This window comes from Trichocoleus sp. FACHB-262 (assembly GCF_014696035.1).
Classification (GTDB): Bacteria; Cyanobacteriota; Cyanobacteriia; order FACHB-46; family FACHB-46; genus Trichocoleus.
Map to the genome: position 1 here is coordinate 222,426 of NZ_JACJPK010000108.1, position 20,673 is coordinate 243,098.

Here is a 20,673-nt window from a genome sequence, read left to right on the forward strand (position 1 = left end):
TCAACTATGGCAATTATCTCTTCTAAACAACAGCCATCGGAACCAGATCGGCGAACGGAAGGTAAGCCCCGTTCTCGTCAGGTTGCTGTTAGTAGTGGTCCCCTCTTGGCCACTGCCACGCCAGAGTCGCTGGTGCAACCTGAAGCTTGTCCTGAAGAAGCTGGCAAGCAGGAAGAACGGTTACGACCTCAGTGCCTGTCTGAGTATGTCGGGCAGAAAGATCTCAAGGAAGTCTTGGCGATCGCGATTCAAGCGGCCAAGGCTCGCGCCGAGACCTTAGATCACTTGTTGCTCTACGGGCCACCTGGTTTGGGCAAAACCACGATGTCGCTGATTTTGGCATCGGAGATGGGAGTCGCTTGCAAAATCACCAGTGCCCCCGCTTTAGAACGTCCACGTGACATTGTAGGGCTGTTAATCAATTTGCAGCCTGGAGATATTCTATTTATAGATGAAATTCATCGCTTGCCTAGGGTGACAGAAGAGATTCTCTATCCAGCAATGGAGGACTTCCGGCTAGATGTCACGGTGGGCAAGGGCCAGAGTGCCCGAACTCGTAGCATTCCGCTGCCACCTTTTACCTTAATCGGCGCTACGACACGAGTTGGCGCGTTAACTTCTCCGCTGCGCGATCGCTTCGGTCTGATTCAACGACTGCGCTTCTACGAATTGGATGAGTTGACTGAAATTGTGCGTCGAACCGGTCTGATTCTTCGCACGGATATTACCGATGAAGGGGCGGCTGAAATTGCTCGCCGTTCTCGGGGGACGCCACGAATTGCCAATCGACTGCTGAAGCGGGTGCGTGACTATGTAGAAGTTAAGGCAGCAGGCACTGTCACTCAGGCGATCGCGGCTGAAGCTCTGGAACTCTACAACGTCGATCCTTGTGGCCTTGACTGGACCGACCGTCGCCTACTCAGTGTCATGATTGAGCACTTCAATGGTGGCCCTGTTGGGTTAGACACGATGGCTGCTGCGACTGGGGAGGACTCCCAAACTATTGAAGAAGTTTATGAGCCATACCTGCTGCAAATTGGCTACCTAAATCGCACATCTCGGGGCCGCATCGCCACCACTGCCGCCTGGAAGCACCTGGGATATACTCCTCCAGATAGCCAGCTTCCTCTATTATCCTGAGCCTTTCATCTCCAAGGAAATCCAAGGAAAAGTTATGTTGAATTTCATCAAGAGAGCCAAGAATCTAGTTCCCAGTTCATCCACATCCCTGGCATCCCCTGAGCAAAATTCAGCATCTCTGTCCAATCCATCTGCTTCTGCCCTCGCAGAACCGGGCCTAAAACTGGATTCAGTTAATCCTGGTCAAGTTACAACTTTAGCGAATATCGATCCGGTGGATAGCCAAGGGCCTGAAGTGGAGCAGAAGAGTTTTGCCAAAATCAACCGAGAACTCATTGCCAACAACTATTTGACCGGAACAGGTATTGAGATTGGGGCCTTAAATCATCCCCTTTATGTACCCAGCAACGCTCAGGTCAAATATGTAGATAGAATGTCGGTTCCAGATTTGAGAACTCACTATCCTGAGTTGAATGCGGTAAATTTGGTCGAAGTTGACATTATTGACAACGGGGAATCCCTCACAACTATTGCTGAGGCGAGCCAAGACTTTGTCATTGCCAATCACTTTATTGAGCATTGCCAAAATACGATCGCATCGCTGTGTAGCATGCTGCGGGTGCTAAAAATCGGTGGAGTGTTGTATCTCGCTATTCCAGATAAGCGTTATACGTTTGACTGCGATCGCGCTGTGACCCCGGTTGAACACATCCTGAGGGATTACGAAGAGGGGCCAGAGTGGTCTAGAAGGCACCACTTTGAGGAGTGGACCCGAATCGTCAACAAAATCCAGGATGATCACGAGGCCGAAGTACAAACCAGCCACCTGATGGCGATCGACTACAGCATTCACTATCACGTTTGGACCCAAACAGAATTTCTAGACTTACTTCTGACAATGAAAAAGACGCTAAATCTAGCGTTTGAACTAGAATTATTTTGTAAAAATGGCGATGAGATGATCGTGATTCTGCGAAAGTCTGAAGCGTAAGTTCCAGACCTAAGAGTCACCAAGAATTGCTACAAAGTTTACAGAGTCAGTCGAGAGCTACCTCAATGCGATTAATATTGGCTTTGCTGTGCGGGCTATGGATCGGCATCGCTACTTGGTTGGGTAGCGGGGACTTGCCAACGGCTCAGGCTGCTACCTTGTCTGCATCCAGTCCTGCTGTGGAGATGCCGACGGAGGATGTACAAGCAGAAGTCAATGATTTGTTTCAGCAGGCGTTTGCTGCTACTAACGTCGGTGACTTTGCAACGGCTGAAACTTACTGGACTCAAATTCTCGATCGCCTGCCCAACAATGCCGCAGCTTGGAGTAATCGTGGCAATGCTAGGGTCAGCCAAAACAAGCTTGAAGCTGCGATCGCAGACTACAACAAATCAATGGAGTTAGCTCCAGATGCTCCAGACCCTTATTTGAATCGGGGCACGGCTTTAGAAGGGTTAGGACGCTGGGAAGACGCGATCGCAGACTACAACCACGTTTTAGAACTGGACCCCAATGATCCGGCGGCCTTCAACAATCGAGGCAATGCTGAAGCAGGGCTAGGCCAGTGGGAAAGGGCGATCGAAGACTATCGCCATGCTGCTGATTTAGCACCAGACTACGCCTTTGCACGAGCCAATTATGCCCTAGCAGCCTATCAAGCAGGCCAAACCGACGAAGCGATCCGCACGATGCGGAACTTGGTGCGGAAGTATCCTAAATTTGCTGATATGCGAGCAGCTCTGACTGCGGCCTTGTGGGTGCAAGGCAAGCGAGGTGAGGCTGAGAGTCAGTGGGTTTCAGCAGTGGGTCTAGATTCTCGCTACAAGGACGTTCAATGGGTTACGACAGTCCGACGTTGGCCACCCGCAATGGCGACGGCATTAGAAAAGTTTTTGTCTTTGAACTAAAAACCTGATTTGTCAGTTCGTCACGTTACTGTGAACCCATCAACTGTCGGATGGTGTCAGGTGTGAGTTGCTCAACCTGCTCAAAAACCGCGATCGCCCCTGCTTGTTTCAGCGTTGTAGCGTAAGCTTCTCGACGCTCTGAGGTGGTTTGGACATGAGGAGGCAAAATGCCAACTGCCAGCCAAGCGCGATCGGGTTGAATTTGCTGGGCTTTGGCGATCGTCTGCATGTCTGCAACGGTGTCCCCCACGTAGAAAACAGGGGTTGTTGCTGTAGCGGAGCCTTGGTTTTCCCAGTGCTCCACGGTTTGTAATAACCCAGTGGGGTCGGGCTTTCCGGGTGCGTCTTCCATTGCCACAAGTAGCGGCGACTTTAATCCCATGCGGGCTTGGAGAACATAGGTTGCAGAAATTCTAGTGGCACCGCTGAAAAAGCCCCAGCCGATATTGGCTTGGCTTAACTGCTCAATGTAAGCCGCACTCATCAGCAAAGGCTCTTGGCAGATATAGCCCGTCAAATAGTTGGGGTCTGGACCACGATAGCGACCCTGAAAAAACGCCACTATTTCTTCGTAGGTACAATCCAGCTCGTTTTGCCCTTGAGTTTGAGAATAGCGACGAATTAGCTCTTGTGAAGCCTCCCAATCATTATTCCAGATGCCTTCTGACTTGAGGGCATCCATATCCTCCGAAGAAGGGCGATAAGCCCCCTGGGTAAAGTGCTCGACGGTGTCTGCTAAGGCGCGACGGTACGAGCCACTCACGTCCCGCACGACGCCGTCAATGTCGAATACCACAATGGCATTGAATGCTGCTTCAGATGCTTGAGTCAATGATTCGCGCCTCCTAAGGTCAAGTCCCTGCAAGATATCTTGTCAGATACGGGGGACAGTAAGGTAAGATGATCGTTTGTGGAGTTACGCAAACAGTTTAAGGCTGCCTGCTGGAGGTTTGATTGTCGAAGTTTATCTTAAAGATTCTCTGGTTAGAAGAGAACGTTGCTCTTGCGGTTGATCAGGTTGTTGGTAAAGGTACCAGCCCTCTGACTTCTTACTTTTTCTGGCCTCGTAATGATGCTTGGGAACAACTCAAGAACGAACTGGAAGCCAAGCACTGGATTGCTGAAACCGATCGCGTCGAGCTACTCAACAAAGCGACAGAAGTGATCAACTACTGGCAAGAGGAAGGCAGACGCCGTCCCATGTCGGAGGCTCAATCTAAGTTTCCTGAAGTTACTTTTACAGGTAGCGCCTGATTTTTATCGGCTCCTGATTCTTTGGCGCAGCTTAAATCCGTCCAGCACCAACATGGATGGAAAGCGCCTTTTTTTGTGGAAAAAATTCTTGGAGCCGAACTGTGGTGTTTGGTCATGCATCCACAGTCAGCATTAATTGGCCTGTATTAACGTGCCAGAGCTTGATGGTCCTATCATCACCTCCAGTGGCTAATAGTTGACCCTTAGGACTAAAGGCGATCGCGACTACAGGCCACACATGACCCCCCTGGGTATTTTGTAGAACCTTGAAAAAGTGTTCTAAGGCCACAAGCAAATTAGTGCGGCTAGTTGGGTGAAATAGATCGAGCAATCTCCACAGCTTGATTGAGCAATTTAACTGCTTCTTTGGTTTGCCCTGCCTTGGCGTACTGACGAGCGATCGCCCTGAGCGCCTCGGCCTTTGGAACCTTGCCAAACTCATCTACGCCAATTTGAGCAGTAACGTTAAGTGCCTGAGTGAATTGTTTCGACTCAGCGTATTCACGGGCAATCATCAGTAATAATCGATTGCGGTAAGTAAGGCTAGAAACCGTTTCTACATTTGTGTGGTCAGCCTCCTCTTCCATTGATTCTGCTGTCTGGACTGCCCAATCGAGAGTCAGCGTTGCTTGTTTTGCCCATTCTATCTGACCTGATTTAACTGCTACTGCAAGGATGTTATAGATTAGGTCAGCATCAAACGGGTTAATCATTTGAGCTGTTTGAAGTGCCTTGGCATATTGCTCGATCAATATGTATTGCTCGGTAATTCTGAATAGTGCGTCTTCTCGATGCCCTTGCTCAAGGCTGTTAGCAAGCTGAAGTGCTGATTCAAATTTTCCTGCTTCTGCATAGAAGGCTGCGATATGTGGCATTAGCCTTCCATAGTTAAAATTAGATCTGACAACAACATCGGTAAAATCAGGAGACGGCAAATTGATTTCGCCATCTCGTACCATTTGAGCAACTTGGAGTGCTTGATCTACCCGTTTTATCTTTAAGAAGCCACTGAAAATTTCAAAAACTACAGAATATGCTTCAGAGCGGTCATCAAGTTTCGAATTGAGACCTGCTTTTAGACTTAATAGAGCTTCGTCAAGAAGTTTGGTTGCCTCTACATCTCTCTTGAGCGAGCCGTAAATGTTTGCGATCCCAGCTAGTACCTCAGCGCGTTTAATCGGGGCTGAAATTTGTCGTGCAGGCATAGATATCTGCTCAAAAGCCCGGAAAACCTATTCGGTAATTTCTATGTTTTGTCCAGTAAGTTTTGCTTCCTCACATAGATCGAGAATTGGTTTCAACTCTTCTGAGCTGAGAGTATTTCCAAGGACCCATCCTAGATTATTAGAACGAAGTAACTCTGATTCTACAAAACAGTGATAAAGAGTACTTCGAGCTTTGTCTCCTGGAGATTGATTGTTCAAAGAATTATCTTCTTTTGTTGGCTCAATCTTTGAGGCCAAGCTTTGAAACTTAGTTGCCTGTTCAGCCTCTCCTTGCTCCTTGTAGTAATCAGCTAAAGCAAGCCATATTCTTCTAGCTTCGTCAAATTCCTTGGTTCTGAAGTAAAAATCAGCTAATTTGCGCTGAATTGCAATATTTAACTTGATCCATTCTGTGTCAGTTCTGACGAGGCCATATGGCGCATTAGTCTGAATATCATCAAGATATTGATCGCCGAAACCAGTTGCAATTTGAAAGGCTGTATCATACTGGCCTGTCTGAGCATGGTTTAGAAATGCTACTCCGATCCAAGCTGTTGGTTTACTCCAGCTAGAACTAGATGGTTCTGGCCCACAATATTCAATTGCCTTCAAAATGCTTAGAGCTTGAGTGAAAATGTCTGAGCTTTTAACCTTTTCTCCCACGAAAGCATATTGACCTGCAACACTGGCTAAAAGTCTAAGTTTGTGACAAGGTTCTACCAATGATTGATTGAGTGATAAAGGTTCTTTTAATAGCTGAATAGCCTGATTTTTCTGCCCGATATTGGCATAATCTCCAGCAAGAGAACTTAATAATTCAGCTTCAGTGAGAGCTGGCCCAACCTCTTCTTGTGCAAGTGCGATCGCAATTGGATGAATTAAGTTCAGTAATGGAGCTAGTACAAGCGAGGATAAAATAAGCCGAAGTCTCATCTCAAATGCCCCTACTGAATCTTAATTAATTTTTTTGAGCCTTTATGAATCCAAGCTTTAGGTAGAAATTCTCTAATAAAAACTTGAAAATACCTTCAGAAAAGCCTGGTTCGGCAACAGTCTAGCAGCGCAACATAGAAGGAATTTTGTGATTTTATGCGCCTTTGGTGAAGCTCTTATCAAGATTAGTAAGTTGCATATAAAAAACTCCCTCTAGCGCAAGACCAAAGGGAGTTAAGACTGAAAAGTAATTAAGGCTCGATTAAAGCTGCACCACACCACCTGCGGCTTGCAGACGGGCTCGGGCCCGCTTGAGAGATTGGGTAGCTTGAATTTGTTCTTGACGGGTACCGTTTTGTACTTGGTTGACGCGAGCTTCTGCTTCCGAGTAGGCAGCGCGAGCTTTGTCCAAGTCGATCGCTTCACCGCGTTCTGCACCATTCACCAAAATGGTGACTTCATCGGCTTCGATCTCTGCGAAACCACCCATCAGGGCGATCGCGACCCAATCCTTATCAGGACGGACGCGCATCACGCCAGTTTCCAGGGCGGTGAGTAGGGGAGCATGGCCGCTCAGGATGCCCAATTGCCCAGTGGTGCTAGGCAAAACAACTTCCTCAGCCGTAGAATCCCAAACAGTTTTGTCTGGGGCAATTACACGTACAGTTAATGTCATAGGTTTCTCCAGGGCTAGGGAATAAGAGTGGGGGACTCAAGGCCAAAGAAGCAAAATTTGGATTCGTAGCTCCTCACCTCGCGTCCCTTACCTCTCATCTCGTTGCTATTTGCCGTCTGCCTTCATTTTTTCGGCTTTGGCGATCGCTTCGTTGATGTCTCCTACCAGGTAGAAGGCTTGCTCAGGAAGCGCATCCAACTCGCCACCCAGAATCATCTGGAAGCCTTTGATCGTATTCTTGATCGAGACATACTTACCAGGAGAACCCGTAAACACTTCTGCGACGAAGAAGGGCTGAGACAAGAAACGCTCAATCTTACGAGCCCGCGCTACGATCACCCGGTCGTCTTCAGACAATTCATCCAAACCCAGAATGGCGATAATGTCTTGCAGTTCCTTGTAGCGCTGTAGCGTCGATTGGACTGCGCGAGCGGTGTTGTAGTGCTCATCTCCAACAATGCTGGGTTGAAGCATGGTGGAGGTAGAGTCGAGAGGATCTACCGCAGGGTAAATACCTTTGGAAGCGAGACCCCGTGAAAGTACGGTGGTTCCATCCAAGTGAGCGAAGGTGGTTGCAGGTGCTGGGTCGGTCAAGTCGTCCGCAGGCACGTAAACCGCTTGGATCGAAGTGATCGAACCTTCGGTGGTAGAGGTAATCCGCTCTTGCAGGTCACCTACGTCAGTACCGAGCGTGGGCTGGTATCCTACCGCAGAGGGCATCCGACCCAACAGCGCTGATACTTCAGAACCCGCTTGAACGAAACGGAAAATATTGTCGATGAACAGCAATACGTCTTGCTTGTTGACATCGCGGAAGTACTCAGCCATCGTCAGAGCAGTCAGACCAACCCGCATTCTGGCTCCGGGTGGTTCGTTCATCTGACCATACACAAGAGCAATCTTAGAATCGTTGAGGTTGTCCTTCTTGATAACCCCGGATTCCATCATTTCGTTGTAGAGGTCGTTCCCTTCACGGGTGCGCTCGCCTACACCACCAAATACGGAGACTCCCCCGTGCTGGGTAGCGATGTTGTTGATCAATTCCATCATGATGACGGTCTTACCTACACCAGCACCACCAAATAGACCAATCTTGCCACCCCGACGGTAGGGGGTCAGCAGGTCGATCACTTTGATCCCAGTTTCAAATACGGAAGGTGTTGTCTCCAGGTCGGTTAACTTGGGAGCGGCACGGTGGATGGGGAAAGTTTCTTGAGTATCAACTGGGCCTTTGTTGTCGATGGGCTCACCCAGCACGTTAAAAATTCGGCCTAGGGTAGGAGCACCGACGGGCACGCTGATGGGAGCGCCTGTGTCAACGGCTTCCATTCCACGCACCAAGCCATCGGTGGAACTCATGGCGACGGCACGAACTTGGTTGTCGCCTAGAAGCTGCTGCACTTCGCAAGTAATAGCAACGTCTTGTCCCGCTGCATTTTTACCTTCGATCTTTAAAGCGTTATAGATCCTCGGCATCTTACCGTTAGGAAATCTAACGTCTAAAACGGGACCGATGACTTGGGAAACGTAACCAACATTTGTCTTTTCTGCCGTGGTGACCATGCTCGCGCCTATGTTGTGAACAGCTATTTCGAGTACTTAAGGACAGTCTTAAAAGTCGCCATCCTCCAGCTTATCACTGAAGGGGAATCGTAAATCTTTTTGAAGTTGGACTCAGTTTCACACTTCTATAGCCGTCCTAAATGCTTCATAAGTTTATCGGATTGTGAGAGGCACACTCTTCACAAACCAAGTGGGATTGCTATATCAAAATTGAAGTTGTAAACGCGATCGCTCTGCAATGGTCAGGATCAAATTCTGATCGAGAGCGGGATGGAGTTACAGAAGCGATTGTTTGGTAACAGTGGTTAGCAACAGGGTTCAATAACGAGGATTAAGTTTAGGGTTGGCGATCGCGCTTTCGCCCTCTTAGCCAAGCTCCAATTCCCAATACCCCTAATCCCAGCAGACTGCCAACAGAACTGGATTCAGGAATTACAGTTGGGTTGGTCGTTGGAAAGAGGTTGCCGTAAATTTGCACATTGATATCTGATGACTTATTCCAGCCACCCCGCCCTGATAAACCACTAGCGCCATAAGTTCCTGGTAGACCCAGGTTATTAGAGTTCCAGGTGCCAACATAATCTGGCGTACCCTGCTTAATCCGCAGTAGCCGATAGAAATCATCTGCTCCTGCTGAGGGGGAGCCACTTAAAGCAGCATTAGATGCATGAAGGACAGGAAAGACATTCCAAGTGTCTAGGCTAGTAAAGCCATTGCCATCGACAAAGAACTGGTACAGTTGGCCTCCCTCAATCGCCCAATTGAGACCCGTAAAATCTATTTGCCAAATCTTACGGTATAGCTGAACTGGTTCTGCCCAATAGTTTCCACCATCCACATAGGTGACTTGAGAAATCTTAATCTGGGGGTCAGAACCATTGGTTGGTCCACTGTGGACTGCGCTCAATCCAGCTGCTCCTGAGTCTACCTGACCACCCCATAAGGTGAAGTTCTGCCAGAAGTTATTAGGAATCGTTGCTGCTGTATTCGCAACTCCAATCACTGCCCACACTCGCAAGGTGTCAACCAAATACTTTTGTCCTGCGATGCCAAACGAAAAGTCGTCGCCCAAGGGGTAAGAGTAGCCAGAGCCTATGCGATCGGCAAATCCCCAAGTAATATTGCTACGGTCTGGATCAAAGGCAGGATGATTGGGAGCTGTATTATTGATGTTTTCGTTGGGTAGTCCCCGGTCGAATAGTAAAGTTGCCTGAGCATCAGAACCAAAGCCCGTTGCTAGCGCTAGTGCTAAGAATAGAGATTGAAGGGCTGTACCTGTAGAGATCCCCATAAAATTCATGGTTCTCGAAAATGCATGATGGGGTTGGAAGTGGCCCAACCGAACTCTTTCCGCGACTGGGTAAAGCTGGCTAGGAAAGCTATAACTAACTGTGGCTAAACCAACTAACTGTAGATCAACTGAATCTGCTTAGGTTGCGATCGCAAGTACAAACTCTAAACCGAACTTCCAATGTTAAGTTGGCATGTCCTGATTTAAGAGCCCTAGTGTCCCTACGTAGAATTATCCAAAAAAATACATTCCAACTCTGATTGTAAAGGGTGAATGAATTTAAGCTTAGGTTGGATAAAAAGCTTTGGTAACTAAGGCTACAAGGCTGAAACCTGATTTTTGATCATTCAGACCTATACGAATATTCAGGACTGGAGTTCTAAATCAGCCAGTAAAAACACGGTATGTAGGGTTTGATACAAAATTTAATTTTGCCCGTCTTTAGTCAAGAGCAAGATAAGACGCTAAAAGCAGCACGATCGCTTTGGCTGCATCGGCCCGAAACGAGTAACACACAGCGATAGTAGCGATCGCCTATCGGTAAGACTGTAACCAGCAACAAATTTTAAGTTCGGGAACCCGTACAGCCGAATCAGTTGCAATCGTATCTGACCTTGGGTAGATTAGCACTCAGGGATGGAGAGTGCTAACGCCTCAATCCCCCGGATTCAGATCGACCTATGACTGTGGACAAAAGCTTATTGCTGCAGCATGGGTTACGACATTTCAGGTTTGGCTTGACTAGACTGGGCCTGCCGAAATTGAACTGGATCTAAACCTGTAGTGTGGAGAATTTTTTATGGCAGCTGTATCTCTGAGCGTTTCTACCGTTAAGCCTTTGGGCGATCGCGTATTTGTTAAAGTCAGCGCGGCTGAAGAAAAAACCGCAGGTGGCATCCTTCTGCCTGACAACGCTAAGGAGAAGCCTCAGGTTGGAGAAGTTGTCCAAGTAGGTCCTGGCAAGCGTAACGACGATGGTGCTCGTCAGGAACTCGAAGTACAAATTGGTGACAAAGTACTGTACTCCAAGTATGCAGGGACCGACATCAAATTGGGTACCGAAGAGTACGTATTGCTCTCTGAGAAAGATATTCTCGCGATTGTTTCATAGTTTAGAAATCATTAGCCATTAACTGCTGAAGGTTGAACAAAGCTGCACCCCAAGGCTGGCACGAGTTAATTGCTAATTGCTAAACACCAAAGCTTTCAAGATTCCATCTAATTCGTTGTCCTCATTACTGAACTTAAATCCTATGGCTAAGCGCATCATTTACAACGAAAACGCTCGTCGTGCTCTAGAAAAAGGCATGGACATCCTGGCTGAAGCAGTTGCTGTCACCTTGGGTCCCAAAGGCCGCAACGTAGTTCTAGAGAAGAAGTTTGGCGCACCCCAAATCGTCAACGATGGTGTCACGATCGCCAAAGAAATCGAACTCGAAGACCACGTTGAGAACACTGGCGTCTCCTTGATTCGTCAAGCTGCTTCCAAGACTAACGACGCGGCGGGTGACGGCACCACCACTGCAACCGTGTTGGCTCACGCCATCGTTAAAGAAGGTCTGCGTAACGTGGCTGCGGGTTCCAATGCGATTTCCCTCAAGCGCGGTATCGACAAAGGTACAGGCTTCTTGGTGGACAGAATTAGAGAGCACGCTCGCCCTGTTGAAGATTCCAAGGCGATCGCTCAAGTCGGTGCCATCTCTGCGGGTAACGACGATGAAGTTGGTCAAATGATAGCCAACGCGATGGACAAGGTGGGCAAAGAAGGTGTGATTTCCCTAGAAGAAGGGAAGTCCATGACCACCGAACTAGAAATCACCGAAGGGATGCGCTTTGACAAAGGCTATATCTCTCCCTACTTCGCCACCGACACCGAGCGGATGGAAGCAGTTCTAGATGAGCCTTTCATCTTGATCACCGACAAGAAAATTGCTTTGGTGCAAGATTTGGTGCCCGTACTAGAGCAAGTTGCTCGTGCTGGTCGCCCCTTGGTCATCATTGCAGAAGACATTGAGAAAGAAGCGCTCGCAACTTTGGTTGTGAACCGTCTACGTGGTGTTCTAAATGTTGCGGCTGTTAAAGCTCCTGGCTTTGGCGATCGCCGTAAAGCAATGCTCGAAGACATCGCTGTTCTAACTGGTGGTCAATTGATTACCGAAGATGCAGGTCTGAAACTAGATAGCACCAAGCTAGATAGCCTAGGTCGCGCTCGTCGCATCACCTTGACCAAAGACACCACCACCATCGTGGCTGAAGGCAACGAAGCTCAAGTCAAAGCTCGTGTTGAGCAAATCCGCCGTCAAATGGAAGAAACCGATTCTTCTTACGACAAAGAGAAGCTACAAGAGCGCTTGGCTAAATTGGCAGGTGGCGTTGCAGTCATCAAAGTCGGCGCAGCAACCGAAACCGAAATGAAGGATCGTAAGCTCCGCTTGGAAGACGCGATCAACGCAACCAAGGCTGCGGTTGAAGAAGGCATCGTTCCTGGTGGTGGCACCACCTTGGCTCACCTCTCTCCTCAATTGGAAGAGTGGGCAAACGGCAACCTCAAGGGTGAAGAACTCACAGGTGCTTTGATTGTGGCTCGCGCCCTAGCTGCTCCCCTAAAGCGGATTGCTGAGAACGCAGGCCAAAACGGTGCGGTCATTGCTGAGCGCGTCAAAGAGAAGGACTTCAACGTTGGCTTCAACGCAGCGACCAACGAATTCGTTGACATGTTTGAAGCTGGTATCGTTGACCCTGCGAAGGTTACCCGCTCTGCTCTGCAAAACGCAGCTTCCATCGCTGGCATGGTGCTAACCACTGAGTGCATTGTGGTTGACAAACCTGAGCCTAAGGATGGCGCTCCTGCTGGTGCTGGTGCTGGCATGGGCGGCGACTTCGACTACTAAGTCTTTCGCCAATCATTTAAGTCAATTAGTCCCAAGGGTAGGAGTTGGTCATGTACCGCTCCTACTTTTTCTTTTGCGGTTTTTTAGCAACCAAAGTGATCGCGATCGCCCATGTCGAAATTAGGCTGCTAGTTACCCATATAAGGCTCACCGGACAAGAGGAAGACTAGGAACATACTTATCCAGGCTAGAGCCACCAAATAGATTAGAAGCGCTAAAGAATTTAGTAACAGCTTCAATACGCTCTGCCACATCTCTCGCTTTTGCCTCACCGCTGTGATGACCTTCAGCACTCCTGTAATGATTAGTGGAAGAGTCGCGATCGCCGCTAAAAGCAAGCCACAGAGAAGAGCGAGGGTTGAGAAGAAGGGTATTTTATAGAACGCAGCAGACGCCAACATCATTAAACTAGCCACAACCAGCAAACTGGCACAAGCAAGTTCCCCGATCAGGCATTTTTTATTCAATTTTGCTTGCCTCTGACCCCTAAGAGCGCCTTTGGCAATTAATACCCCATGCAATCCTGGCGATCCTATTAGTATTCCTACAAGGAAGATATTGCTTTTAGCTGCGATCGCAGCTAAAAGCAAACCACAGAGAAAACCGAGGGCTGGGAGGAACGGTCTTAGCTTGGACACAAAAGACCTCAGCATCATTAAACTAGCCAAAACAAGCAAACTAACACAGCCAAGCGCTACATTCAGGCTTTGTCTACCCGTTTTGGTTTGTCTGTGAGACCTAGATCTAATCCACCCCATCTAACTGCTACGTCAACCCTACTCAGAATTCCTCAAATTACTATTCATATTTGAAACAGAGAGTGATTGTTTGTACTAATCAAAGGGATGATTGTTACTAGACCATCCCTTCAAACGCCACAGCAATACCTACTACTTATTAGTAAGACGATGGGATGTTCTGAGTCATATCTTTTTCAGGTAGGTGTCCTTCTCGCTTATCTATATCTGTTATCAGCTTTATTTTGCTTTTTTCGACTTCTAGGTTAATCATTAATCGACCACTAGTCATTTGCATCGCTGTAATACAGAAAAGTGTAGAAACCCACAGTATGCAGATAGCAGTTATGGACTGCCAATCAAATAGTCCAAGCTTAGAACTTTGACCAATCTCTTTCTTTTGGGCCAGTTGTAGTTCTCTATCAGTTGACAATGCTTGCTTTGAAAGTAAATGTTTGGGCTCTAAAGTGGGGGCGATCGCCTCAGGATTCTTCTCGGGCTTTTTCGATGCAAGACTATTAGCTGCTACCTCTAGAATCTGAGCCATAAACTTGTTCATTTTCAACTCCACAATTGAACAAGTTCTTCGCAGCCTGTATAACGGCTAACCTGTCAACATTTTTCTGTGAAATATAAACGAAAGATCAGCATTCAGGTTATTCATTATCGAAAACATTTGAAATTGAACACCTTTTGATATGCACATATAAAGGTCAAAATTCAAAGTCTCGCTATACTTGAGTGTATAGATACCTAAATCCAGGCATACAACCAAATACTGCGATCGCTTCAGGGCAATGGACTTTGAAGAAAACTTTCTCATGGTGTTTAGTGCACACAGCCAGAGACCTTATCTTCGATAAGGTCTCTGGCTGTGTAGATTGATAGAGATTGAAGACTTAAATTCTTAGTAATATCTAATAGCGATCGCCTCAGGATTCTTCTCGGGCTTTTTCGATGCAAGACTATTAGCGGCCACCTCTAGAATCTGAGCCATAAACTTGTTCATTTTCAACTCCACAATTGAGCAAGCTCACTCTGCCTGTATAACGGCTAACCTGTCAACATTTTTCCGTGACATACAAACAAAAGATTGCATTCAGCTCAAAAGAAGCTTTAGATTACGGGCCAAGAAATATACAAAGCTGACACTATTTCCCTCACTAATAAGCTTTGTAGACAGTGCGGCAGTTAATGCGTTTTATTAGCTTTTATCAGCTCTTCATATAAAGCCGATGAATTTATTGACAGCATTTATCCAGAAATTGATCGCCCCACAGGTAGCAGGGCAGTTACTTAATTGGAACCAAATTTTTGTTTGGCTTGCTCGTAGACTTCGACCGTGATTTGGTTGATGCCTGCCTCTTGAGCAAACTTCTCGATTTTTTTGCGGGCAGCTGGACGAACAAAGAAAGGAATCTCTTTGAGACGGGCTTCTGCGTCGGCGGTCCACTGAATTGCATCACTCATCGTCTGTATCTCCCATCGGCTCATTGATTTGGGCTTTGCGCCATTTTTAGAGCGTAGACTTGCCTGGAACAGATGGCAAGAAAAAATCCAGACTTAAATTATTTTTATACCGTGAAGTTACCGAGCTCAGCCGACAGAGTGAAAAGGCCGCTAGCTTTAGGCTTGAAGCACCCTAGTATAAAAAATTACAACTCATTATTCTTGGTTTGCGGTTCTATTTTTAATTGGCTAAGTAATTTTAGGGATGACATAGCTTCATCAAAAATTTAGATTTGTGTCGTTAGTGTGAAGTTGACTCCAAAAAGTGTGAAATCAGTCAGAATAGTGCTGAATTACCAGGGTGCTGAAGCTATATCCGTTATCTTGAAAGCCGTTGCGCTAGAACAACGGCCTTCCTTCCCTCAGTTGTGTGCGCTCTGAAGTAATGATCACCTCTGATCACACGAATTCTGTTACCAATAACGTCTACTCGTTCGCGCCGAACGATTGCAGATAATCCGAGTCCAGTCGTAAGGTTAAGCGCTAATTGATGATGTTCGATTGTTGATGGAATTTTTGGTTTAAGTTTTTCTCATTCAAATTAAGGCGATCGCCCCAACTCAACTTAGCTGTACCAGCTATACCAGTCTTCCTTTCTGCATTTTGTGGAAACACTGTTTCCGCTGGCTTTAGTCTTGGCATTGTTCTCTATCCAGTTAAATAAATATCCCTCTGAGCCCTGCTCAGACAGTCACTTGGGCTGACAACATTCACACTGCTTTGGAATTCAACTTTGCCTAACTCCACGCGACATCGTAGAGGAGGCAATCAGATGGCACGTCAAACGACACTGCAACAGCAATCTGCTCAAAGCCAGTTTGTGGCTCAGCGTTCTCGCACCGCTCGCTTTTGGCGGTCCTTTTATCGAGGAGCCTTTGTACTTTCGGTCCTTGGTTTCACCTTACAACCGGGTGCAATGCAAGTTGCCGATGCAGCCACCAATGCTCAACTGCCGCTATCTACGAAAGGATCTCGGATTGTGGATGCTAGCGGTCAGCCAGTCCTGTTACGAGGAATCAACTGGTTTGGCATCGAAACTGAAACCCATGCACCACACGGTTTGTGGGTGCGAGATTACAAAGAAATGCTGGCTCAAATCAAAAGCCAGGGTTATAACCTAATTCGCCTACCTTACTCGGTGCAATCGTTGCGATCGAGCACTGTGCAAGGGGTTGATTTCAGCATCGGCAGCAATCGCGAGCTGCAAGGCAAAACTCCCCTGCAAATTATGGATTTGGTGATTCAAGAAGCCAATCGTCAAGGACTGCTAGTGCTACTCGACAGTCATCGACTCAACGATCAGCAAATCCCTGAACTTTGGTATGGGGATGGCTTTACCGAAGCGGACTGGATCGACACTTGGAAAATGCTGGCCACCCGCTACAAGAACCAGTCGAACGTGATTGGTGCTGACCTGAAAAACGAACCGCATGGTCGGGCCAGCTGGGGCACAAATGACCCTGCAACTGATTGGCGACTAGCGGCAGAACGAGCGGGTAAAGCGATTCAGGCGATCGCACCCCATTGGTTAATTGTGGTAGAGGGTGTCGAGAAAAACGTGGCAGGACAACAACTTGCCAACCATTGGTGGGGCGCTAACTTAGAAGGCGTGAAGAACAACCCAGTACGTTTACCTGTAGCCAACAAGCTAGTTTATTCTCCGCACGAGTATGGTCCTGGTGTTTTCAACCAAGCCTGGTTCTCTGATCCAACTTTCCCCAACAACCTGCCAACCCGTTGGGAAACTGGATTCCACTACATTGCCACTCAAGGGATTGCGCCCATCTTGGTTGGGGAGTTTGGCGGGCGACAAGTCGATAGCACCTCTAAAGAGGGGATTTGGCAACGCAAATTTGTTGAGTTTATTAACCAGAAAAATCTCAGCTTTACCTACTGGAGCTGGAACCCCAACAGTGGTGATACGGGTGGCATTCTGCAAGATGATTGGCGCACCGTTAACAGCGCTAAACAACAACTTTTAGGTTCGTTGCTCTCACTAGCCACTGGTGTGGTTGGTTCTACCACCAATCAGATTGGCAGTACGACTCCCAGTCCTACGCCCAGTCCCAGTCCTACCCCTAGTCCGACTCCTGTACCCAGCCCCAGTCCGAGTCCAACCCCCAGCCCTAGCCCAACTCCTGCTCCCAGTCCAAGTCCATCTCCTACGCCAACGCCTACTCCCACACCTACAACTTCCACTGCACTAAAAGCAGAAGCGATTATGCAATCCGATTGGGCTTCTGGCTTTTGTACCAATCTGCGTGTGACCAACTCTGGCACAACGAATAGTAGCTCTAACTGGCAAGTCACCTTCCAGATGAATCAAGCCGCGATCGCTAATAGCTGGAATGGCAATTTGGTGAAGCAAAGCACAGGTTATGTTGCCACCGCTCCAGATTGGGCCAGAGTCATTGCGCCAAACCAAACCCTAGAGATGGGTTTCTGCGCCAACAAACTCGGCACCGACTATAAACCCACTCAAGTGACGGTGAAATAACCAGCGATCGCAATTTGTGCTTCCACTTTCTCTAGCCAGTAATTGAGTTGCTACGTGCAACATTGTGAGGGCGAATTCCCATTCGCCCCTACCTGCACCTTCATTTGGATTCATTATGCAGAAATTATTTGTTCGGTTGGCTATGGCTGCAATTGCTTTACTAGTCACTGCTCCAGCGATCGCTCAAGTAGACACGCCTCGTCCAGCAACCACGACCAATCCCAGCTCGGATACTCCCGTTTGCTACATGGAAACCGACAGCAACCAACTAATCAACTTAGAAAACTTGTGTGGGCAGCGATCGCCCCAACCTACGGTGACTGCTTTTAACTGCAACAGCACCGCCCGTGGCAACTACATCAACAGTAACTCCGGAGGTGGCTCAGTCTACGTCCCAGCAGATGTTCGCAAAGGGGAGGCTTACGAACGGCAGAGCCAATGTGGCTAGTTGAAGCGATCGCTAAAAGCCTTAACTGTTGGGCGTGGCAGAGTCCGACGTCACGATTGCTTTGACTTCTTGCAACAGCGCATCCTGCTCCTGCTTGAGAGCTTCTAGCCGATGCACAATTTCCGTCAGTCTTTGCTGCTTCGATTCAGCTTCTTGCTTTGGACCCGGAGCCAGAGCTGCCTGAAATGACTTGGTGCTAAAACCAAACAACCATTGGCTGAGTTGCCAGGGCGATCGCAGTAAAGCTAATCCTGCCCGTTGAATTAACTGGGCGATCGCACTGAACAATCCTTGTAACAGTACTAACAACACCAGCAGCAACCCAACCGAGATCAAAGGATGCTGAATCAGCCAAGCCCAAAACTGATGTCCCGCCATCCACTGTTGTATTGCCCCACCCAAGGCATTTTGCATCGCGTCAGTCATACCACTACTCAAGCTCCCAGTTTGCTGCACTGTGCCTTCTAGTGAGCTTTTGGCTTGTTCAACTGCATAAGTGATAGACATTTGTGCTTGTTGAGCTGTAGCACTCACAGCATCTGCCGCTCTAACTCTAGCCTGCTCAGCATGCGTCAGAACCTGGTTCGTTGTAGCCCGCAAAGTATTGGAAATAGGATTGAGACCATCAACTTTGATCGTCATCACTCTATTTAGATACGACTGAATAAGACGCCTTACCCTGCCAAGCTACCAACCCAGACCATAACCTGGGGACCTATGAACCAAATTCTTAGAAAACCGACACAGATAGATACAGTTTGTTCATTGGGCCGATATCAACTCTCGAACTCAAAGCCCATCAAAAACTTTTGGAGGGAGCCTGAGGGACGCAACCGTCCCTCAGCGGGGGTTTGGGGGCAAGCGCCCCCAAGCATTTACTGTTGTTATGCAGCAACAGACTACAAACTCAGGTCAGTCACCGCACCCACACTACTCGAAGCCACCAACTTCGCATACTTCGCCAAAACCCCCTTCGTATATCGAGGCGGACGAGGTTGCCAATTTGCCCGACGCTGCGCCAACTCCTCATCCGACACATTTAGTTGCAACAGCCGCCCATCTGCATCAATGGTAATGGTGTCACCTTCTTGAACCAGCGCGATCGCACCTCCTACAGCTGCCTCAGGTGCAACGTGACCCACAACCATCCCGTAAGTGCCACCGGAGAAGCGACCATCTGTGATCAGACCCACGGAATCTCCTAAGCCTGCACCAATAATCGCTGAGGTAGGAGCTAACATTTCTCGCATCCCAGGACCACCCTTTGGACCCTCGTAGCGGATGACAATCACATCTCCTGCTTGGATTTGCTTCGCCAGAATCGCCTTCAAACAATCTTCTTCCGACTCAAACACCCGTGCAGGGCCAGTGATGCGACGGTTCTTCACCCCAGTTAGCTTCGCGACAGAACCTTCCGTTGCCAAGTTGCCTTTGAGGATACCCAAGTGCCCTTGAGGATACATGGGATTGTCCCAGGGACGAATCACATCTTGGTCAACGCGAGGTTCAGCCGGGATTTCAGCCAGGACTTCAGCCAAAGTTTGCCCAGTCACAGTCAGCGCATCCCCATGTAGCAGGCCATGTTCCAGCAGCATCTTCATCACTTGAGGGATACCGCCCGCCTGGTGCAAATCGGTGGCGACATAGCGACCAGATGGCTTAAGGTCACACAAGACAGGTACACGGCCCCGGATAGTTTCAAAGTCGTCAATCGTAAGTTCAACGCCGATGGCATGGGCGATCGCGAGTAAGTGCAGCACCGCGTTAGTAGAGCCACCCACAGCCATGATTACCGAGATCGCATTCTCAAAGGCTTTGCGAGTCAGGATTTGCTGAGGCAGAATTTGCTTGCGAACGGCATCGACCAAAACAAAAGCTGACTTTTCAGCACTTTCCGCTTTTTCCGCATCTTCAGCCGCCATCGTAGAAGAGTAGATCAAGCTCATGCCCATCGCTTCGATCGCAGAAGACATGGTGTTAGCGGTATACATACCGCCGCAGGAACCCGCACCAGGGCAAGCTTTACGTTCTACTTCCAATAGCTCGTCTTGGCTGATCTTGCCAGCACTATATTCGCCTACTGCTTCAAAGGCGCTAACCACGGTTAAGTCTTTACCATTGTGATGCCCTGGCTTAATCGTGCCGCCATACACAAAAACAGCCGGAATATTCATCCGGGCGATCGCAATCATGGCTCCGGGCATGTTTTTGTCGCAGCCACCCACGGCCAACACGCCATCCATGCTTTGGCCCATGCAGGCCGTCTCAATCGAGTCAGCGATCACTTCGCGGGAAACCAGGGAGTACTTCATCCCTTCGGTTCCCATCGAAATGCCGTCACTAATAGTAATGGTGCCAAACATTTGAGGCATTGCCCCAGCCATTTTCACCCCGGTTTCTGCCCGCTTTGCCAAATCGTTTAGGCCCATATTGCACGGGGTAATCGTGCTATAACCGTTAGCGACCCCTACAATGGGTTTGGTAAAGTCATCATCGCCAAATCCAACTGCCCGAAGCATGGCACGATTAGGCGATCGCTGGACACCTTGAGTTACGACTTGGCTTCTAACGTTGTCAGGCATTCTTCTTTCCTGTAAAAGCTGTGAGGATTAGGTTCATTGCTTTCTCTGATTTTGTCAGAATGCAAGACTATTGGTGATGTTGTTTATCCTCACAGTAATGACTAAATC

19 protein-coding genes are annotated in these 20,673 nt (G+C 48.2%); 8 read left to right on the plus strand and 11 right to left on the minus strand.

Annotated features, from left to right (window positions below; genetic code table 11):
- The first annotated feature begins 6 nt into the window (after positions 1-6).
- The 3 genes from ruvB to H6F68_RS26645 all read left to right on the plus strand — a co-directional run bounded on the left by ruvB (position 7) and on the right by H6F68_RS26645 (position 2,979).
- Positions 7-1,140 carry a Holliday junction branch migration DNA helicase RuvB gene (ruvB, locus tag H6F68_RS26635; protein WP_190563708.1) on the plus strand — a complete coding sequence of 378 codons (1,134 nt, stop codon included), beginning with the start codon at positions 7-9 and terminating at the stop codon, positions 1,138-1,140.
- A 34-nt stretch (positions 1,141-1,174) separates the two neighbouring features.
- A complete protein-coding gene (locus H6F68_RS26640) occupies positions 1,175-2,071 on the plus strand; it encodes a methyltransferase domain-containing protein (protein WP_190563710.1) in 897 nt (298 codons plus the stop codon).
- Positions 2,072-2,136: 65 nt separating this feature from the next.
- On the plus strand, positions 2,137-2,979 hold the full coding sequence (locus H6F68_RS26645) for a tetratricopeptide repeat protein (RefSeq protein ID WP_190563712.1): 843 nt from the start codon (positions 2,137-2,139) through the stop codon (positions 2,977-2,979).
- 25 nt (positions 2,980-3,004) lie between these two features.
- Here the strand turns inward: H6F68_RS26645 and H6F68_RS26650 are convergent, their stop codons facing one another.
- The gene (locus H6F68_RS26650; protein ID WP_190563714.1) at positions 3,005-3,811 is read right to left on the minus strand and encodes a TIGR01548 family HAD-type hydrolase; all 807 of its coding nucleotides are present in this window, start codon (positions 3,809-3,811) and stop codon (positions 3,005-3,007) included.
- A gap of 122 nt (positions 3,812-3,933) precedes the next feature.
- Between H6F68_RS26650 and H6F68_RS26655 the strand changes: the two genes are divergently transcribed.
- Positions 3,934-4,233 carry a 30S ribosomal protein PSRP-3 gene (locus tag H6F68_RS26655; RefSeq protein WP_190436966.1) on the plus strand — a complete coding sequence of 100 codons (300 nt, stop codon included), beginning with the start codon at positions 3,934-3,936 and terminating at the stop codon, positions 4,231-4,233.
- A gap of 112 nt (positions 4,234-4,345) precedes the next feature.
- Here H6F68_RS26655 and H6F68_RS26660 read toward each other — a convergent pair whose 3' ends face one another.
- The 6 genes from H6F68_RS26660 to H6F68_RS26680 all read right to left on the minus strand — a co-directional run bounded on the left by H6F68_RS26660 (position 4,346) and on the right by H6F68_RS26680 (position 9,910).
- Positions 4,346-4,522, minus strand: a complete 177-nt coding sequence (locus tag H6F68_RS26660; protein ID WP_313930254.1) for a hypothetical protein — start codon at positions 4,520-4,522, stop codon at positions 4,346-4,348.
- Between the two features lie 16 nt (positions 4,523-4,538).
- Positions 4,539-5,438 carry a lipopolysaccharide assembly protein LapB gene (locus H6F68_RS29205; RefSeq protein WP_242065667.1) on the minus strand — a complete coding sequence of 300 codons (900 nt, stop codon included), beginning with the start codon at positions 5,436-5,438 and terminating at the stop codon, positions 4,539-4,541.
- A gap of 27 nt (positions 5,439-5,465) precedes the next feature.
- A complete protein-coding gene (locus H6F68_RS26665; protein ID WP_190563717.1) occupies positions 5,466-6,371 on the minus strand; it encodes a hypothetical protein in 906 nt (301 codons plus the stop codon).
- 262 nt (positions 6,372-6,633) lie between these two features.
- The gene (atpC, locus tag H6F68_RS26670) at positions 6,634-7,047 is read right to left on the minus strand and encodes an ATP synthase F1 subunit epsilon (RefSeq protein ID WP_190563719.1); all 414 of its coding nucleotides are present in this window, start codon (positions 7,045-7,047) and stop codon (positions 6,634-6,636) included.
- Between the two features lie 105 nt (positions 7,048-7,152).
- Positions 7,153-8,610 carry a F0F1 ATP synthase subunit beta gene (atpD, locus tag H6F68_RS26675; protein WP_190563721.1) on the minus strand — a complete coding sequence of 486 codons (1,458 nt, stop codon included), beginning with the start codon at positions 8,608-8,610 and terminating at the stop codon, positions 7,153-7,155.
- A gap of 337 nt (positions 8,611-8,947) precedes the next feature.
- Positions 8,948-9,910: a hypothetical protein gene (locus H6F68_RS26680; protein ID WP_206755567.1), complete on the minus strand. Its 963-nt coding sequence runs from the start codon at positions 9,908-9,910 to the stop codon at positions 8,948-8,950.
- Positions 9,911-10,700: 790 nt separating this feature from the next.
- Here H6F68_RS26680 and groES point away from each other — a divergent pair.
- Positions 10,701-11,012: a co-chaperone GroES gene (gene groES, locus H6F68_RS26685; RefSeq protein ID WP_190436980.1), complete on the plus strand. Its 312-nt coding sequence runs from the start codon at positions 10,701-10,703 to the stop codon at positions 11,010-11,012.
- A 142-nt stretch (positions 11,013-11,154) separates the two neighbouring features.
- Complete coding sequence (gene groL, locus H6F68_RS26690) at positions 11,155-12,792, plus strand: chaperonin GroEL (protein ID WP_190563725.1); 1,638 nt, start codon at positions 11,155-11,157, stop codon at positions 12,790-12,792.
- A gap of 897 nt (positions 12,793-13,689) precedes the next feature.
- On the opposite strand, the gene H6F68_RS26695 is transcribed toward groL, so the two are convergent.
- A complete protein-coding gene (locus H6F68_RS26695; RefSeq protein ID WP_190563727.1) occupies positions 13,690-14,076 on the minus strand; it encodes a hypothetical protein in 387 nt (128 codons plus the stop codon).
- A gap of 749 nt (positions 14,077-14,825) precedes the next feature.
- Entirely contained in the window at positions 14,826-14,999 is a 174-nt protein-coding gene (locus H6F68_RS26700; protein WP_190563729.1) for a PCP reductase family protein, read from the minus strand.
- Between the two features lie 811 nt (positions 15,000-15,810).
- Here H6F68_RS26700 and H6F68_RS26705 point away from each other — a divergent pair.
- Positions 15,811-17,535, plus strand: a complete 1,725-nt coding sequence (locus H6F68_RS26705; RefSeq protein ID WP_190563731.1) for a cellulase family glycosylhydrolase — start codon at positions 15,811-15,813, stop codon at positions 17,533-17,535.
- Positions 17,536-17,677: 142 nt separating this feature from the next.
- On the plus strand, positions 17,678-17,983 hold the full coding sequence (locus H6F68_RS26710; protein ID WP_190563733.1) for a hypothetical protein: 306 nt from the start codon (positions 17,678-17,680) through the stop codon (positions 17,981-17,983).
- A gap of 21 nt (positions 17,984-18,004) precedes the next feature.
- Here the strand turns inward: H6F68_RS26710 and H6F68_RS26715 are convergent, their stop codons facing one another.
- Both H6F68_RS26715 and ilvD read right to left on the minus strand, forming a co-directional pair.
- Positions 18,005-18,625 (minus strand): hypothetical protein, encoded by a 621-nt coding sequence (locus H6F68_RS26715; protein WP_190563735.1) that lies wholly within the window; start codon positions 18,623-18,625, stop codon positions 18,005-18,007.
- Between the two features lie 257 nt (positions 18,626-18,882).
- Positions 18,883-20,565 (minus strand): dihydroxy-acid dehydratase, encoded by a 1,683-nt coding sequence (gene ilvD, locus H6F68_RS26720; protein WP_190563737.1) that lies wholly within the window; start codon positions 20,563-20,565, stop codon positions 18,883-18,885.
- Positions 20,566-20,673 lie beyond the last annotated feature (108 nt).